This window comes from Achromobacter spanius, assembly GCF_029637605.1.
Classification (GTDB): domain Bacteria; phylum Pseudomonadota; class Gammaproteobacteria; order Burkholderiales; family Burkholderiaceae_B; genus Achromobacter; species Achromobacter spanius_E.
Genome location: NZ_CP121261.1, coordinates 547,229 through 563,199, shown reverse-complemented (window position 1 = coordinate 563,199; position 15,971 = coordinate 547,229). Strand labels below are relative to the sequence as shown.

General features: G+C 67.0%; 14 protein-coding genes. 2 read left to right on the top strand and 12 right to left on the bottom strand.

Features of this window, described 5'->3' with window-relative positions:
* Positions 1-14 precede the first annotated feature (14 nt).
* Positions 15-1,181 (bottom strand): substrate-binding protein, encoded by a 1,167-nt coding sequence (locus P8T11_RS02540; RefSeq protein ID WP_268078466.1) that lies wholly within the window; start codon positions 1,179-1,181, stop codon positions 15-17.
* A gap of 36 nt (positions 1,182-1,217) precedes the next feature.
* On the bottom strand, positions 1,218-2,108 hold the full coding sequence (locus P8T11_RS02535; RefSeq protein ID WP_268078467.1) for a nitrilase family protein: 891 nt from the start codon (positions 2,106-2,108) through the stop codon (positions 1,218-1,220).
* Between the two features lie 395 nt (positions 2,109-2,503).
* Here P8T11_RS02535 and P8T11_RS02530 point away from each other — a divergent pair, with 395 nt between their 5' ends.
* Positions 2,504-3,124, top strand: coding sequence for a chorismate--pyruvate lyase family protein (locus tag P8T11_RS02530; protein WP_268078468.1), 621 nt, complete (start codon positions 2,504-2,506; stop codon positions 3,122-3,124).
* A 132-nt stretch (positions 3,125-3,256) separates the two neighbouring features.
* Positions 3,257-4,906, top strand: coding sequence for a SulP family inorganic anion transporter (locus P8T11_RS02525; RefSeq protein ID WP_268078469.1), 1,650 nt, complete (start codon positions 3,257-3,259; stop codon positions 4,904-4,906).
* A 31-nt stretch (positions 4,907-4,937) separates the two neighbouring features.
* Here the strand turns inward: P8T11_RS02525 and P8T11_RS02520 are convergent, their stop codons facing one another.
* The 10 genes from P8T11_RS02520 to P8T11_RS02475 are packed head-to-tail and all read right to left on the bottom strand — an operon-like array spanning position 4,938 to position 15,970.
* On the bottom strand, positions 4,938-5,798 hold the full coding sequence (locus tag P8T11_RS02520) for an isocitrate lyase/PEP mutase family protein (RefSeq protein ID WP_268078470.1): 861 nt from the start codon (positions 5,796-5,798) through the stop codon (positions 4,938-4,940).
* Positions 5,795-7,285 carry an FAD-dependent oxidoreductase gene (locus P8T11_RS02515; protein ID WP_268078472.1) on the bottom strand — a complete coding sequence of 497 codons (1,491 nt, stop codon included), beginning with the start codon at positions 7,283-7,285 and terminating at the stop codon, positions 5,795-5,797. The genes P8T11_RS02520 and P8T11_RS02515 overlap by 4 nt, the downstream gene beginning before the upstream one ends.
* Entirely contained in the window at positions 7,282-7,890 is a 609-nt protein-coding gene (locus tag P8T11_RS02510; RefSeq protein ID WP_268078473.1) for a cysteine hydrolase family protein, read from the bottom strand. The genes P8T11_RS02515 and P8T11_RS02510 overlap by 4 nt, the downstream gene beginning before the upstream one ends.
* Before the next feature lie 9 nt (positions 7,891-7,899).
* A complete protein-coding gene (locus P8T11_RS02505; protein WP_268078475.1) occupies positions 7,900-9,993 on the bottom strand; it encodes a hydantoinase/oxoprolinase family protein in 2,094 nt (697 codons plus the stop codon).
* Positions 9,990-11,669 (bottom strand): hydantoinase B/oxoprolinase family protein, encoded by a 1,680-nt coding sequence (locus P8T11_RS02500; RefSeq protein WP_230695472.1) that lies wholly within the window; start codon positions 11,667-11,669, stop codon positions 9,990-9,992. The genes P8T11_RS02505 and P8T11_RS02500 overlap by 4 nt, the downstream gene beginning before the upstream one ends.
* Positions 11,670-11,679: 10 nt before the next feature.
* Positions 11,680-12,228 (bottom strand): 3-isopropylmalate dehydratase, encoded by a 549-nt coding sequence (locus tag P8T11_RS02495; protein WP_268078476.1) that lies wholly within the window; start codon positions 12,226-12,228, stop codon positions 11,680-11,682.
* Positions 12,225-13,544 (bottom strand): 3-isopropylmalate dehydratase large subunit, encoded by a 1,320-nt coding sequence (locus tag P8T11_RS02490; RefSeq protein ID WP_268078477.1) that lies wholly within the window; start codon positions 13,542-13,544, stop codon positions 12,225-12,227. The genes P8T11_RS02495 and P8T11_RS02490 overlap by 4 nt, the downstream gene beginning before the upstream one ends.
* 2 nt (positions 13,545-13,546) lie before the next feature.
* Positions 13,547-14,257, bottom strand: a complete 711-nt coding sequence (locus tag P8T11_RS02485) for an ABC transporter ATP-binding protein (RefSeq protein WP_268078478.1) — start codon at positions 14,255-14,257, stop codon at positions 13,547-13,549.
* Positions 14,254-15,009, bottom strand: a complete 756-nt coding sequence (locus P8T11_RS02480; RefSeq protein ID WP_268078479.1) for an ABC transporter ATP-binding protein — start codon at positions 15,007-15,009, stop codon at positions 14,254-14,256. The genes P8T11_RS02485 and P8T11_RS02480 overlap by 4 nt, the downstream gene beginning before the upstream one ends.
* Positions 15,002-15,970, bottom strand: a complete 969-nt coding sequence (locus P8T11_RS02475) for a branched-chain amino acid ABC transporter permease (protein WP_268078480.1) — start codon at positions 15,968-15,970, stop codon at positions 15,002-15,004. The genes P8T11_RS02480 and P8T11_RS02475 overlap by 8 nt, the downstream gene beginning before the upstream one ends.
* Position 15,971 lies beyond the last annotated feature (1 nt).

The following is a 15,971-nucleotide window of genomic DNA, read 5'->3' as shown; positions in this document are numbered from 1 at the left end:
CCCTTACCGTGGCGTCACTTCAGGTTCGGGCATTGCGCGCCCGGGTCCACCTGGTTGAAGGTTTGCAGGATCTTGATGGAACCGTCCTGCTGCACCTGGCCCAGGCGCATGGTCAGCGCCGCATGCCGTTGGCGGTCCATCTTGACCGGTCCCCGGGGGCCGTCGAACGACACTTCGCTCAAGGCCTGCACCACCTTTTGCGGATCCAGGCCGCCGGCCTTCTCGACCGCCGCCTTGTACAGATAGAAGGCTTCGTACTGCGGGCCGGAAAATTCGTTCGCGGTCTTGGCATCGTTGCCGAACTTGGCCTTCAGGCCATCCAGGAATTTTCGGTTTTGCGGCGTATCGATACTGGTCAGGTACGACGCCGACATGTACATGCCCACCGCCGTATCGCCCATGGTCTTGGCCGTGCCTTCGTCGATCGCCAGGTTGCCGTAGGGCATGGACAACCCCGCCGCCTTGATCTGCTTGGCCAGGCTCACGTTGGGCCCGCCGCCCGCCGTGGAACTGATCAGCGCATCCGGGTTTGCCGAACGAATCTTGGACACCACCGGCGTCCAGTCCGAACCATCGATGGGCAGGTATTCCTCGCCCACCACGCGCCCGCCCTGCTTCTCGATGTATTCCCGCGTGAACTTCAGCATGCCACGCCCGAACGCGTAGTCGCTGCCGACCAGGAAGAAGGTCTTGGCCTTGCGCTCTTGCATGAAGTGGTCCACCACCGGCGCAACCTGTTGCTCCGGCACCCAGCCGTTCACATGCATCCAGCGGTTGCACGAGCGACCTTCGTAGAAAGAGGTATAGATATACGGCACCTTGCCCCGCGACACGATGGGCAGCGCGGCATTGCGCGCCGCGCTGGTTTCCATGGCGATGATGGCATCGACCTTCTTCTGAAAGACCAGCGTGTCATAAGCCTTTTGCGCGCCAACGGCGCCCGATGCGTCGTCGGCGATCTCCAGCACGATCTGGCGGCCCAGAATGCCGCCGGCCGCGTTGATCTCGTCAGCCGCCAACTGGGACGCCTGCACCACGCCAGGCGCCACAACGCTGTTGGCGCCCGACAGACCGACGGGCACGCCGATGCGCAAGGGTTCCGCCGCGTGCGCGCTGGCAACGGCAGCCAGTAACGCGACGCACGACAAGCGGATGGGGAAGCTGCTGAACAGGTTTTTCATAAGGTTGCTCCTTGGGAGTCGGCCATTGGCCATCGCTTAACGTTGCCCCAGGGCGGCCAAGGCGCCCAGTTGCTCGTCGTAGATATCGCAGCGCCTGTCGCGCAGCACGTGGTTGAAATCGTTCAATTGACGCGCCCGGCGCGAGGCCTGCACGTCGATGGGTGCCAGCAGCACTTCTTCCTGGTCGGCGCTGGCCGGGCCCGCGGCGGTCCAGCCTTGCGATCCGACGATCAGGCTGCGGCCCACGAAAGGCTGGCCGCGTTCGGTGCCCACGCGGTCGGCGCACACCACGGTCAAACCGTTGCTGTGCGCGCCCGCGATGGTCAGCGCATGCGCCATGACCGGCCCGTCGGGCGTCTGCCCTGGCATCGGCACCCAGTTGGTCGGCACGGCCACGATGTCCGCGCCACGCACCGCCAGCAGCCGGTAGACCTCGGGAAACCAGCCGTCATAGCAGATGGCGACCCCCAAGCGGCCCAGTTCGGTATGGAACACCGGCAAACCCAGATCCCCAGGCTCAAAATACAGGTTCTCGTCGCCCCACAAATGCAGCTTGCGGTAGGTGCCGATATAACCGGCCGGCCCCGCGATCAGGGCGGCGTTGTAGAGGCGGTCGCCACTGCGTTCGGCAATGCCCGCCACCAGGTAGATGCCCAGGCGCTGCGCCAGCGCGATCCAGGCCTGCGAGCTGGGGCCGCCCGGCACCACCTCGGCCAACGCATAGGCCTCTTGGCGGCTTTCGAACACGTAGCCCGTGTTCGCCAATTCGGGCAGCACCACCAGCCGCGCGCCCTGGGCCGCGGCCTGCTCCACCAGCTCAACCGACCGGGCCATATTGGCGGCGACGTCGCCGATCATCGGGGCCATCTGCACACTGGCCACCCAGGTCGCTACGGCCGGGGAACTCTGCGGGTCCAACGCGTGCATGCGATCTCCGTATTCGAAAATTGAAAACGAAAAAGCCCCCGACCACGCATCGCGTGCAAGTCGGGGGCTTCTATAGCCATACCAAATGTTCAAGCAGCAATTATTGCTGCGGGGTACTGCATGCCTTGCCCGGAACCACCAAAGCCGGTTGCGGGTCCCGTCAACGGGAGGAAAGGCATTCAGGTCAGTGTTGACCGTGAACAAATCATAGAGAGAGCGCCATTAGCGGGACAATCAGTGCTTTCCCGGACGCAGGAACCGCCTGCCGGCCGTTGCCGCGCCACGCCTCTTGGCGCGTTGGCTTGTGCGTTGGCTTGTGCGTTGCGTGTCGCCATCCGCGCTGCGTCACTGCGACGCATGGGGGCTGTCAGCCGGGCTTGGCATAATACGCAGCCATGATGAAACCCGCAGCCCATCACCCCCCGCTTGCTTCCGGCTGGCTGGCCATCACGCCGCCCGTCCTGCCCCCCGCCATGCGCCACTGGCTGTTCCGCCCGGGCGCGCTCACCGCCGGCTTGCGCCAGGTGGGCCAGGTGCGCCTGCGCGTGCTGGCCGAATACGCCGACGGCGCGCCGCCCGACGAAGCGCGCGCCATGGGCATCGCGCCCGGCTCGCCTGTCTGGATCCGCGAAGTGCTGATGTCGGTGAACGGCGTGGACAGCGTGCCCGCCCGCAGCCTGACGCCACTACGCGCCTCGCACGGCGCCTGGCAAGGCATGCGCCGGTTATTGACCCGGCCGCTTGCCGACATGCTGTATCACGACAGCACCGTCATCCGCTCACCCTTCGCCTGCCGCCGTTTGGCGTCGCCGGTGCCGTTTTACGCCACGGCGCGCGGGGCCTTGCCGGCTGAACGCCGGGAGCAGGACGCCGCCCGGGTCTGGGCGCGCCGGTCTGTGTTTTGGCGCCAAGGTCAGCCGTTGTTGGTGGCCGAATGCTTTCTGCCCGGGTTCTGGGAAGAGATCGCCGACCAGCCGGTGCCGCCGCTGGTGCCGCATCAGCGCACCGCGCGGTGATCATTGATCGTTGAGCGCGATTCTTACGGCATTTCGCCGGAATCATCATGGACGCCACGCGGCGGCTGCGCTCACAATCAATCTCAGCCGCCCGCATCGGTACAGCAGGCGGTGGCCCCCGGTTGAGACGCCATGCCATGCGACCTGCCCTCTACAAGCCCGATAAAGGATGATGTCACCGCCGGGCTGACGACCGCCGCCGTCGTCATTCCGAAAGCGCTGGCCTATGCCGCCGTAGCGGGGTTACCGGTTCAGGTGGGGCTCTACACCGCGTTCGTGCCGATGCTGGTTTACGCCTTCCTCGGCACATCCCGGCCGCTTAGTGTCAGCACAACGACCACGCTCGCCATCCTTACCGCGACAGCGTTGGATCGGGCCGTGCCTGGCGGCGACGCCACGCAACTGCTGGTTGCCACGGCCACGCTGGCGCTGCTGGTTGGCGTCGTGCTGATCGCCGCGTCCCTGTTGCGGCTTGGCTACCTGGCCAGCTTTATTTCGGAGCCGGTATTGGTCGGCTTCAAGGCGGGCATCGCCATCGTGATCGTGGTCGACCAAATACCGAAACTGCTTGGCCTTCACTTCACGAAGGGGCCGTTTCTGTCGAACGTGCTGGCAATATTTGACGGGTTTACACAGCTATCGATCGCCACCACCGCCGTCGGCGCGATCACGTTGGGCCTGCTTCTCATCATGGAACGATTCATGCCGCGCGTGCCTGCGCCGCTGGTCACGGTCGCGATTGCCATCGCGGCAACCAGCATGTTCGGACTGGCTGATCTTGGCGTGCAAACGGTGGGCCATGTGCCCACGGGCTTACCGTCGTTGACCCTGCCGAATCCGTCTTTGATAGGTGAGCTTTGGCCCATGGCGCTGGGAATCGCGTTGATGAGTTTCACCGAAACGATCGCCGCGGGACGAGCCTTTGCGAAAGCGGGCGAGGCCCTGCCGAACGCCAATCGGGAATTGTTGGCCACGGGATTTTCGAACGCAGGCGGCGCGCTCTTCGGCGCCATGCCGGCGGGCGGCGGAACGTCCCAAACCGCCGTGAATCGGCGCGCCGGCGCACGCACCCAGGTAGCCGAGTGCGTTACCGCCGGGGTCACGCTGGGCGTCATGCTGCTGCTGGCGCCGTTGATTGGCGCGATGCCGCATGCAACCCTGGCGGCGGTGGTCATCGTGTACTCGGTTGGCCTGTTCGACCCGGCTGAGTTCCGTGCGATTGCCAGAGTGCGGCGCACAGAGCTTGTCTGGGCCTTGGTGGCGCTTGCCGGTGTCGTGCTGCTGGGCACGCTGCAAGGGATACTCGTCGCCATCATCGTGTCGCTTGTCGCCCTGGCCCACCAGGTGTCCAACCCGCCCTTGCATCGGCTGCTGCGTAAGCCGAACACGAACCTGTTCCGTCCGGCGTCCCCGGACCATCCCGACGATGAGGCGCTTGAAGGCATCTTGCTGCTTCGGCCCGAGGGACGCATCTTCTTTGTTAATGCAAACAATATTGGCCAGAAGATCACCCAATTGATCAACGCAAACCACCCCAAGGTGGTCGTACTCGATATGGGAAGTGTTTTCGATATCGAATACACCGCGCTGAAATTGATGAGCGATGCGGAACGTCGGTTAAGGCGCGACGGCGTCCAGCTTTGGCTGGCGAATCTAACCCCAGGCGTACTGGCCACGGTAAGACGATCACCCCTAGGCGAAACCTTGGGCACGGACGGCCTGTTCCAAACGCTTGAAGAGGCCGTCCACAAATACCAGGACACCAGGCTGCATGCGTCCTGACAGGCATCTGTTGACTATCTACCGCTCGCGTCTACCCCTCATACCGCCGCCCTTGCTCCAGCAGTTCCGGCGTGCCGATCACCGTATTCAAACCGTCGAAATCCAGCATCTGCTGTTGCCACGGCGCGGTTGTGCCGTGTTGGCGCAGGCTGCCGTAATAGCCCTGCAAGGTGTGCGCCACGGCGCGGGCCGTGCCGCCGGGAAAGATAACAATGCGAAAGCCCAATGCGGTCAAGGCGTCGGCGCTTTGCACGGGGGTCTTGCCGCCTTCCACCATATTGGCCAGCAGCGGCACGCGGGCGGCAAAGCGCGCGCAGGCCGCCTGCATCTGTTCGGGCGTGCGCAGCGCTTCGATGAATAGCGCGTCCGCGCCCGCTTCCAGATAGGCTTCGGCGCGGTCCAGGGCGGCTTCCAGGCCGTCGACGGCCACCGCATCGGTGCGCGCCAGGATCAACGTGGACGCATCCACCCGCGCATCCACGGCGGCGCGCAGCTTGCCGCACATTTCGGAGGCGGGGATCACCGTCTTGCCATCCAGGTGGCCGCAGCGCTTGGGAAAGGTCTGGTCTTCCAACTGGATCATCGCGGCGCCGGCGCGTTCAAAGCCACGCACCGTGCGTTGCGTGTTCAGCGCATTGCCAAAGCCCGTGTCGGCGTCCACGATGACCGGCGTGGCCACGCGCTCGGTGATCCGCGCCAGCGTGTCCTCCACTTCCGAATACGTGGTCAGGCCGATGTCCGAGCGCCCCAGCCGCGTGTAGGCGATGGACGCGCCCGACAGGTACAGCGCGTCAAAGCCCGCCTGCTCGGCGATGAGCGCCGACAGGGCGTCGTAGATGCCGGGCGCCAAGATGGCTCCCGTGGCCAACTGCGTTTTTAGTGTTTGCTTCATGGTGATTCCTGATCAAGCTCGTGTCCCAGCATTGCGGCGGCGGTCGCTGCGGCGATATAGCCGCCCGCCACCGCGCTAAGCAGTCCATTGCCGGACAGATAGCCGGACACGTCGTTGCCCGACACGCCGCGCGCGGCGCCTCCGGCAGCCAGCAGATTGGGCAAGGCCCGCCCATCGCGATTCAAGACGCGGCACTGCGCATCGATGTCCAGGCCGCCTTGGGTATGGAACAGCGCGCCGGTCACCTTGACGGCGTGATATGGCGCTTGCAGGGTGCGTTCAAAGCGGCGGCCATGGGGGTCTGTGCGATGGAGGGCTGTGCCATGGGGGTCATTGCCTTGGGAATCGACCGCATCCGGGCCGATGCCTTGCAAGGTCTGTTGCAACACATCCGGATCGCAGCCGATCAACGCGGCCAGCGCCGGCACGTCGGCGCAGGTCTTCACTGCATGGCCCGCTTCGGCCGCGACAAAATCCGGGAAGCCGCGCGCCAATGCCAGCGTGCGTTCGTCAAATACGTTCCAGGCCACCCCGCCCGGCTGCGCCAGGACGTGGACGGCGGCTTCGGAATAGCCCTGTGTCTCGTCATGAAAGCGCAGGCCGTCGCGATTGATCTGCACTCCGCCGTCCATCATGACGGCCCAGGAGATCAGCGCGCCTTGCGGTGTGGCCCAGGACCCGTGACCCTGATAGGCGCCCAGGTCGGCCAGGCGCGCGCCCAAGGCCTTGCCCCATTCGATGGCGCTACCGTCATTGCCCACGTGGCCGCCGTAGACGGCCTCGCGCATGGCGGGTAAGTGTTCGGCCACCATGGACGCGTTGCCGCCGAATCCGTTGCAGGCCAGGATCAGCACCTGGCAGCCGATCACGTCGACGGATCCGTCAGGTCGTTCGCAACCCACGGCGGTGATGCGGCCGCCGTCGTGCCCAGTGGATTCTTCAACCCAGATTTCTCGGGCCAACGCGCGCGTCAACAGGTGCGCGCCCGCGCCCGTGGCGGCGCGTTCCAGCGCGGTCACCAAGGCCACGCCCGTGCGTTCCGGCAAGGCGTGCATGCGACGCGCGCTGTGGCCGGGATACAGAAAGCCGTCCAACACGTCGAACACCAAGCCGTGCCGCGCCAACATATCCATGGCCGGAGCCGCCGCGTCCGTGTACGCCGCGACCAGATGCGGCGCGGCCGTGCCATGAGCCTTGGCCTGGATGTCGGCGGCGAAACGCTCCGCGCTGTCATCGATGCCGGCCGCGCGCTGCACAGCCGACCCCGCCGCCGGTATGAATCCCGACGACAACGCCGACGAGCCGCTGGGCGCGGCGTCGCGCTCGATCAATACGGTTTCAATGCCGGCCTGCGCCAGCCGCAGCGCGGCGGTCAGCCCGCAGGCGCCAGCGCCGATGATCAGCACCGGCACCTGCATCATGTCTGCGTCCGGCGTGCTGACGGGGGTGCTACCGGGACTGCCCCACCTGACGACAGGCGCGCTCACGACGCCAGCCTGCCCGCGAAGTCCGCGCACGTGATCACGTCCGCCACCGTGCGCAGGTCCGCCAGCGCGGCATCGTGCATGGCGGGCGTGGACGCGGCGCAGCCGTCGGCCAGCACCGTCACGTGATAGTCGCGCATGTGGGCATCGCGCGCGGTGCTCGCCACGCCGCCGTTGGTGACGATGCCGGCGATGACCACGCTGGATACGCCAGCGCGCCGCAGCACCCAATCCAGTTGCGTATTGAAGAAGGCCGAATACGCCACCTTCCAGACCGACACATCCACCAGCCCGTCCAGCTCGGCCACATTCGCCTGGCCGTGCGAGCCGGCCGCGAAATCGCCTTTTGCCAGGAACGGGCGCAGTTGCTTCAGGTGCGGCGAAATCATGGGCTCGCCATGCGCATCGGGCCACAAGGTAAACAGGCTGGCGGCGACCAGGCCGCCTTGCGCCTTGAGCGCGCGGGCAAGCGGCGCCACGCGGGCAGGCAAGGCGCGCGCCTCGCGGCTGACCGCGCCGCCCCGGTCATAGGCGCCGCCCGGCGCCAGAAAATCATTTTGCAGATCGATGATGAGCAAGGCGGTGGTACGAGGGTCCAAGACGTGCATGGCGGTCTCCTAGGCGGTCTGGCGCGTGATCAGCAGATTGCCCAGCGCGTCGACGCGGCCGGCAAAGCCGGGTTCGATCCAGATGGTGGTGTCGGGCTGTTCAAGAATGGCAGGACCGGCCACCTCCGCCCCCACGGGCAGGTCCAGGCGCGCGTAGCGCACGGCGTCGTGCCACTGGCCCGCGTGAAACACCGCTTGTGTGCCCAGCGTGGCGGGCATGTCCTGGCAGGTGGGCGCCAGCAGCGCCAGATCAAACTTGGGGCGTTGGCCGATGCGCGCATAGCGCAGGTTCAGGATGCGCACGGCAATGCCGTCCAGACTGCGGCCGAAGGACGCGCGGTAAGCGCGGTCAAAGGCGGCGGCGATGCCCGCGCGGTCCAGCTCGGCGCGCGTGAGTTCCACGCGCACGGTATGGCTTTGGCCCACGTACAGCATGTCCAGCTCGATGCTTTCGCGAATGCCTTCGAAGGCCACGCCCGCAGAATCCAGCCGTTCCTGGCAGGCCAGCGCCAGGCCGTCGATGCGCGCCAGCAGGTCGGCGGCATCCAGCGCATCCAGCGCGGTGTTCAGCGTCTGCACGCCGTCGTGCCGCATGTCGGCCATGACGCAGCCCAGCGCGGACGTCACGCCCGGGTAGCGCGGCACGATGCCGTGGGCCGCGTCCACTTCGTTCATCATGGCGCACACGTGCAGCGCCCCGCCGCCGCCGAACGGCATGTAGGCGAACTTGCGCGGGTCGTGCCCGCGTTCAATCGACACCACGCGGATCGCGCCCGCCATCTTGGCGTTGGCCACGGTCAGGATGGCCTCGGCCGCCGCATGCACGCTTAGCCCCAGCGGCCGCGCCACATGCTCGTCGATGGCCGCGCGCGCCAGGTCCACATTCATGGTGGCCAGCAGCCCGCCGCCCAGCGGGCGCTCGGCGGAAATGCGGCCCAGCAGCACGTTGGCGTCGGTGACGGTGGGCCGGGTATTGCCACGGCCATAGCAGGCCGGGCCGGGAATGCTGCCGGCGGATTCCGGGCCCACTTGCAACAGGCCGCCCGCATCCACACTGGCAATCGAGCCGCCGCCCGCGCCGATGGTTTCAATCTGGATCATCGGGGCGCGCACCACCATGCCGAAGTCGATGGAAGTCTGCGCCGACAGCGACGCTTCGCCGCCCGCCACCAAGGACACGTCGAACGAGGTGCCGCCCATGTCGCCCGTCACCACATTGGGAAAGCCGGAAGCGCGCGCAATGGCGGCGCAGGCGATCACGCCCGCCGCCGGGCCGGACAGCGCGGTGCGCACCGGCACGTCGCACGCGGTCTGGCGCGACATCACACCACCGTTGCTTTGCACCACCAGCAGCTCGCCGTCAAAGCCGTTCTGCTTCAGGTCAGATTCCAGGCGCGTCAGGTAGCTGCCCACCACGGGCTGCAAGGCGGCGTTCAGCACCGCCGTCGAGCAGCGTTCAAATTCACGGATTTCTGGCAGCACCTCGGTGGCTGCCGTAACGTTGCCGTTCGGCCAGATGGCGCGCACGCGGGCCGCGGCCTGGGCTTCGTTCACCGGGTTGGCGTAGGCGTTGACGAAGAACACGCACACGGCCTCGCAACCCTGCGCCAGCAGCGCGCGCGCCGCCGCTTCCACCTGATCCAGGTCCACGGGCGTATGCACCGTGCCGTCGGCCAGCACGCGCTCGGCCACTTCCAGGCGCAGATCACGTGGCACGACCGGTTCGTAGTTGCCGCGCAGGCCCCAGGTCTGGGGACGATCGCGCCGGCGCATTTCCAGCACATCCCGAAAGCCCGCCGTTGTGATGATGCCGGTGCGGGCCACCTTGCGTTCCAGCAGCGCGTTGGTGCCCACGGTGGTGCCGTGAACGATGGTGGCAATGGCGCTTGCGCCGTCGGCCACGCGCGCGATGCCGTTCATGAAGCCGCGCGCCTCTTCGCCGCGCGTGGACGGCACCTTGACCACGCGCGCCGTGCCGGCTGCCTCGTCCAGCACGAACAGGTCCGTGAACGTGCCGCCCACGTCGACGCCGACGACGAGTCCTTGTTTCGTGCTCGTTCCTGTCGTGCCCTTTTCTGCCGTGTTCTTTCCCGCCGCGCTCATGCCAACTGCTCCTTCTTGTTGTTGGCGATATCGCCCACATAGCCCATCTTGCGGTCGTGCTCACGCGCTTCCGGCGCACGGCCGGCCGGGTCGCCATAACCGCCCCCGCCCGGTGTTTCCAGGCGCACGCGGTCACCGCGCTGCAATTGAATGCCCAGCATCTTGGAGCTCATGGGCGGGGTACGCCACTGCCCGTCCTGCTGATAGCGGAACACGTTCAAGGCGGCCTCACCGCCGCCCGCAATGCCCTTGGGCGCGCTGCGGCCGCGTTCGCCGAAGATGAAGGCTTCGGCGCTGTCTTCCAGCAATTCAATCTCGTAGATGGCGCCCAGGCCGCCGCGATGCGTGCCGGCGCCCGCCGAATCCGGGCGCAGCGCCCACTGCGTGAAGCGCACGGGATAGGCGGCTTCCAGGATTTCCAGCGGCGGAATGGTAGCGGTGGAGATCGGCGCGTTGCCGTGGCTGAGCCCGTCGCCGTCGGAATGCCCGCCGTGGCCGCCGCCAAAGAAGCTGAACATCACCCAGCGCTGCCCCTTGCGCGCCGCATCGCTGCGATAGCCCGCGATGGACAAGGCGTTGATCGTGCCGTAAGCCTGCGCCATGGCGCGCTGGGGTGCCGCCTGCGCCATCGCGCAGAAAATCACGTCGATCATGCGCAGGATGGTTTCGGTATAGCCGCCCACGGGGCGCGGGCGGTCGGCCGAAATCACCAGGCCGTCCGGCAGCACCACGTCCACCGCGTCCAGCACGCCCGCGTTGGCCGGCACGTCGGGAAACAGGTGCTTCAAGGCCACGTAGCAGGCCGCAATGGCGGTGGCGCGGGAAATATTCACCGGTCCCGCGCAGGCGGGCGAGGTGCCGTTGAAGTCCAAGGTCAGCCGGTCGCCGGCGATCGTCAGCTTCAGCGCGATGCGCAGCGCCACGTCGCGCACGCCGTCGTTGTCCAGCATGTCTTCAAACGCGTACTCGCCGTCGGGCAGCCGCGCGATGTGGTCGCGCATCAAGCGGCGCGCGCGCTCGCGCAAGGTATCCAGCGATTCCAGCACCGTGTCGTCGCCGTATTCGTCCAGCAGGCCATCCAGCCGGCGCGCACCCAGTTCCAGCGCGGCCAGTTGGCCGTTCAGGTCGCCCCACAGGCTGTCGGGCAGACGCGTGTTGGCTTTCAGGATGGCCAGCACGTCCTGGTCCAGCACGCCTGCGCGCAGGATGCGCACGGGCGGAATCTGCACCGCTTCCTGCCAGCATTCGGTGGCGGCCGGGTTGTAGTTGCCCGGCACCGCGCCACCCACGTCGTGCCAGTGCGCGGCCGACGCCAGAAAGCAGAACAGCTTTGCGCCCCGGAACACCGGGCGCACCAGCTTGAAGTCATTCGCGTGCGTGCCGCCTTCGTAGGGGTCGTTAAAGAGCCAGACATCGCCATCCACCATGCCACCGCGCTCGGCGGCCACCTTGGCCGCCGCCTTCACGGCAAAGGCCATCGCGCCCACGAACACGGGCAGGCCGGACTTGCCCTGGATCAGCGTGGCGCCGGTGGCCGCGTCGTACATGCCGTGGCAGGCGTCGTGGGCCTCGGCAATGATGGGGTTGAACGCGCTGCGGTACAGCGTCGCGTCCATCTCATCGGCAATCTGTTCCAGACGGCCCTTCAGGACCGCCAGGGTGACGGGATCAAGCATCGTGTTCTTCCTAAGAGGTTTGACGCTGTTTCAGCAGATTCAGCAGTCCGCCGGCCCGCACCATGTCCATCAGGAAGGCGGGTACGGTTTCGCAATGCAGTTCAGACGGGTCGACGCCGGCCGCGCGGCCGATGTGACCAGACTCGGGGTCCAGGGTGATGCGCTCGCCTTCCGCCAACGCGTCCGCCTGCGGGCAGGTCAAGAGCAGCAGGCCGACATTGAAGGCGTTGCGAAAGTACAGGCCGTTGAAGGATGGCGCGATCACCGCGGCCACGCCCAGGCGCACCAGCGCCGAGGCCGCCTGCTCGCGCGACGAGCCGATACCGAAATTCGGCCCAGCCACCAGGACGTCGCCCGGCTGCACCTGCCCCGCGAATTCCGGGCGGACCCGTTGCAGGCAATGCCGCGCAATCTCGTCGATGCCGAACTTCATGTAGGCACCTGGCGCCAGCGCGTCGGTGTCGATGTCGGCCCCCACGCGCCAGACGCGATGGGTGGATGTGCCGTGCGTGGCGGCGGCTTCGGTTGCGACGGGGGGTGTTGCAATCCGGTCCGTCATGCCATCACCTCGCGCGGGTCTGCGATGCGGCCGGCCACGGCCGACGCCGCCACGGTGTAGGGCGAGGCCAGATACACCTGCGCCGTCTCCGACCCCATGCGGCCCTTGAAGTTGCGCGCGGTGGTGGAGATGACGCTGGCGTCGTCGGGGATGGATCCGCCATAGCCGGCACAGGCCCCGCAAGACGTGGCCAGCACCTGGGCGCCGGCGTCTTGCAGCACCTGCATCACCCCTTCCTGTTCCGCCTGCTGCTGGTCCAGGCGGCTGGCCGGCGCGACCATCAGGCGCATGCCTGCCGCCAGGCGGCGCCCGCGCAACACGCTGGCCGCCGCGCGCAAGTCCTCCAGCTTGGCGCCCGTGCAGGCGCCGATATAGGCCACTTGCACCGGCACGTCGCGGTATTGATCCACATCGCGCGCATTCGCCGGGCTGTGGGGCGCGGCCACTTGCGGCGCCAACGAGGCGGCGTCGAAGTCGTGCCATTCGGCGTCCGCGCCCGCATCGCTTTGCCAGCGGGGCAGGTCCAGCGCGTCGGCCACGCCCGCCGCGCGCAGGTAGGCGGCTGTAGTCTCGTCAGGCGCGATCAGACCCACCTGCGAGCCCAGCTCGGCGCTCATGTTCGACAAGGTCATGCGTTCTTGCATGGGCAGCGCGCGCACGGCCTCGCCGCAGAATTCCACGGCCTGGTAGCGCCCGCCGTTCATGCCGTAGCGGCCGATCATGTGCAGCATCATGTCCTTGGCGGTCACACCGGCGGCCAGCCGCCCGTTCCAGCGCATCATCAGCGTCTGCGGCACCTTGACCCAGATCTTGCCGGTGACGGCCACGCCCAGCATTTCGGTGCTGCCGATGCCGAACATGTACGCGCCGAACGCGCCGCCCGTGGGCGAATGCGAATCTCCGCCCACGCAGAACATGCCGGGGCGAATATGCCCATGCTGCGGCACGACCACGTGGCAGATGCCGACCGAGTCGTACACGTTGGGCAGTTGCTGCCCCGCCGCCCAGTCGCGCGCAATGCGGACGATGCGGCGCGATTCATCATCGGATTCGGGCACGTAATGGTCGATGACCAGCACGATTTTTTTCGGATCCCACAGCGACGCGCCCAGTTCTTCCAGCATGGGCTGCAAGCGCCGGGGGCCGCTGGAATCATGGAACATCGCCAGGTCCACGGCACAGGTCACGATTTCGCCCTGCTCGACTGACGCGCGCCCACAGGCGGCGGCGATCAGTTTCTGGGCCAGGGTTTGTGGCGGACTGGGGGGTGGGCTATGGGGCGGACTTTGCGGCCGCGCGGCTTGATCAACAGACATCGCTACATCCCCAGATAGGCACGGCGCACGTCGTCGCTGGCCATCAATTGCGCACATGGGCCGCTATATCGGATGGCGCCGTTTTCCATCACGTAGGCGCGCTGACCCGTTTCCAGCGACTGGCCCACGTTCTGCTCAACCAGCAAAATCGCCAGCCCATCGGCATGCAGGCGCTGGATCAGGCCAAACAGTTCTTCCACCATCAAGGGCGACAGCCCCAACGACGGTTCGTCCAGGATCAGCAGCCGGGGCTCGGCCATCAGGCCCCGCCCGATTGCCAGCATCTGCTGTTCGCCGCCCGACATGGTGCCGGCCAGTTGCGCCAGCCGTTCGCGCAGGCGCGGGAAGATGTCCAGCACGCGGTCCAGGTTGGCCGCGCGGTGCTCGCGCGCCCGGGTGAACGAACCCAGCTCCAGGTTTTCGCGCACGCTAAGGTTCGGGAAGATGCGGCGGCCTTCGGGCACCTGAATCAGGCCGGCCTTGACCACGTCACGGTAATGCCGCCCGGTCAGGTCCTGCCCTTCAAAGCGCACCGATCCGCCCCAAGGCTTGCACAGCCCGCAGACGGTGTTGTTCAAGGTGGACTTGCCCGCGCCGTTGCTGCCCAGCAGCACGACGATCTCGCCTTCACCCACCGTCAGATCCACGCCGCGCAGCACTTCCATACGCCCGTAGCCCGCCCGCAGGCCGGTAACTTCCAGCAGCGCGCTCATGCCGGCGCCCCTTGCGCGGCCAGCCGGGCCGCCGCGCCGTGCCCCAGATAGGCTTCCACCACCGTCGGGTCGCGCGTCACTTCGCCAGGCGTGCCCGACGCAATCAAGCGCCCTTGCGCCAGCACCCATACGTGTTCGGCAAGGCTCATCACCGCGCGCATGACGTGTTCGATCATCAGCACGGTGACGCCATCGTCCACCAGCTTTTTCACCACCGGAATCATCTCGTCGATCTCACTCGGATTCAGGCCGGCCAGCACCTCGTCAAGCAGCAGCAGGCGCGGGCGCGTGGCCAGCGCGCGGGCCAGTTCCAGCCGCTTGCGCCCCGCTACCGTGAGGTCGGCGGCGGGCTTGTCCAGCACGCCTTGCAGGTTGACGCGCGCGGCCACCGCTTCGGCCTCGGCCAGGGCGGCGCGCCGGTCGCGCAGACGCAAGTGCGCGCCCACCGCGATGTTCTGGCGCACCGTTTGCGCGCCAAAGGGCTGCACGATCTGGAAGGTACGCGTCAGGCCCAACTGCGCGGACTCGTGCGGGGCACGCCCCGTGATGTCCTGCCCGGCAAAATGCACCGAGCCCGCGCCGGGTTTCAGAAACCCGGACAGCAGCGCGAACAGCGTGGTCTTGCCGGCGCCGTTGGGGCCGACCAACGCGGTCAGCGAGCCTTGCGGCACGGCCAGGTTCACGTCCTGAACCGCCTTCAGACCACCAAAGGAAATAGACAGTTTGCGGGCTTGCAGCAGGATCTCAGACACGGGCGCGCTCCTTGCTGAACAGCCCACGCAGCGACTGGCCGCTGCCGCTGATGCCGCGCGGCAGGAACATCACGATCAGGATCAGCACCACGCCGTAGATCACCATGCTGATGCCGGGCAATTCCCCGAACAGGTTGCGCGTCAGGTCGGCCAGGCCATGCAGCGCCACCGCGCCCAGCACCGGCCCCCACAACGTACCCATGCCGCCCACGATGGCGCCCACCAGGGCTTCCACCGACACGGCCGACCCGAAGGCGATACCCGGGTCGATGTACTGAAACACCTGCACGTAGAAGGCGCCCGCCGCGCTCATGAACGCCGCCGACAAGGCAATGCCGCCCAGCTTCACGCGCAGCGGATTCACGCCGATGGCGCGCGCGGCGTCTTCGTTGTCGCGCACCGCTTGCAGGTACGCGCCAAAGCGCGAATGGCGCAGCCATGCGGTGACTGCCAGCGCCAACACCACGAACGCCAGCAGTAGATAGATATAGCCCCGGCGCGACACGAACTGCATGTTGGCCGCGCCCTCTTGCAGCGGCACCATCAGCCCCACCCCGCCGCCCGTGAAGGGCGCCGACAAGGCCAGGATGCGGAAGACCTCGGCAAACGCCAGCGTCACCAGCGCAAAGTACGATCCCTTGAGCCCGTAGCGGAACGTCAGCCCGCCCACGGCCAGGCCCGTCAACGCGCCCAGCGCAATGGCCATCGGCAGCGCCAGCCAGGGGTTGATGCCCAGACTAAGCTGGCCCAGCGCCTGGGCATAGGCGCCCACGCCAAAGAACAGCGCATGGCCAAATGACAACTGGCCGCCGTAGCCGCCCAGAATGTTCCAGGCCTGCGACAGCAACGCCGCGTACAGCGACATCATCACAAACGTCAGCAACACGCCAGACTGCGCGAACGTCGCCAAGACGGCCAGCGCCACCCCGAACAACGCGATAGAAAATAAATCCCGGTTCATG

Coding starts and splice junctions, on each gene's coding strand:
- P8T11_RS02510 (WP_268078473.1), bottom strand. CDS start 7,890: ATGCACGTCTTGGACCCTCGTACCACCGCCTTGCTCATCATCGATCTG.
- P8T11_RS02495 (WP_268078476.1), bottom strand. CDS start 12,228: ATGACGGACCGGATTGCAACACCCCCCGTCGCAACCGAAGCCGCCGCC.
- P8T11_RS02490 (WP_268078477.1), bottom strand. CDS start 13,544: ATGTCTGTTGATCAAGCCGCGCGGCCGCAAAGTCCGCCCCATAGCCCA.
- P8T11_RS02485 (WP_268078478.1), bottom strand. CDS start 14,257: ATGAGCGCGCTGCTGGAAGTTACCGGCCTGCGGGCGGGCTACGGGCGT.
- P8T11_RS02500 (WP_230695472.1), bottom strand. CDS start 11,669: ATGCTTGATCCCGTCACCCTGGCGGTCCTGAAGGGCCGTCTGGAACAG.
- P8T11_RS02535 (WP_268078467.1), bottom strand. CDS start 2,108: ATGCACGCGTTGGACCCGCAGAGTTCCCCGGCCGTAGCGACCTGGGTG.
- P8T11_RS02525 (WP_268078469.1), top strand. CDS start 3,257: ATGCCATGCGACCTGCCCTCTACAAGCCCGATAAAGGATGATGTCACC.
- P8T11_RS02520 (WP_268078470.1), bottom strand. CDS start 5,798: ATGAAGCAAACACTAAAAACGCAGTTGGCCACGGGAGCCATCTTGGCG.
- P8T11_RS02540 (WP_268078466.1), bottom strand. CDS start 1,181: ATGAAAAACCTGTTCAGCAGCTTCCCCATCCGCTTGTCGTGCGTCGCG.
- P8T11_RS02505 (WP_268078475.1), bottom strand. CDS start 9,993: ATGAGCGCGGCGGGAAAGAACACGGCAGAAAAGGGCACGACAGGAACG.
- P8T11_RS02530 (WP_268078468.1), top strand. CDS start 2,504: ATGATGAAACCCGCAGCCCATCACCCCCCGCTTGCTTCCGGCTGGCTG.
- P8T11_RS02475 (WP_268078480.1), bottom strand. CDS start 15,970: ATGAACCGGGATTTATTTTCTATCGCGTTGTTCGGGGTGGCGCTGGCC.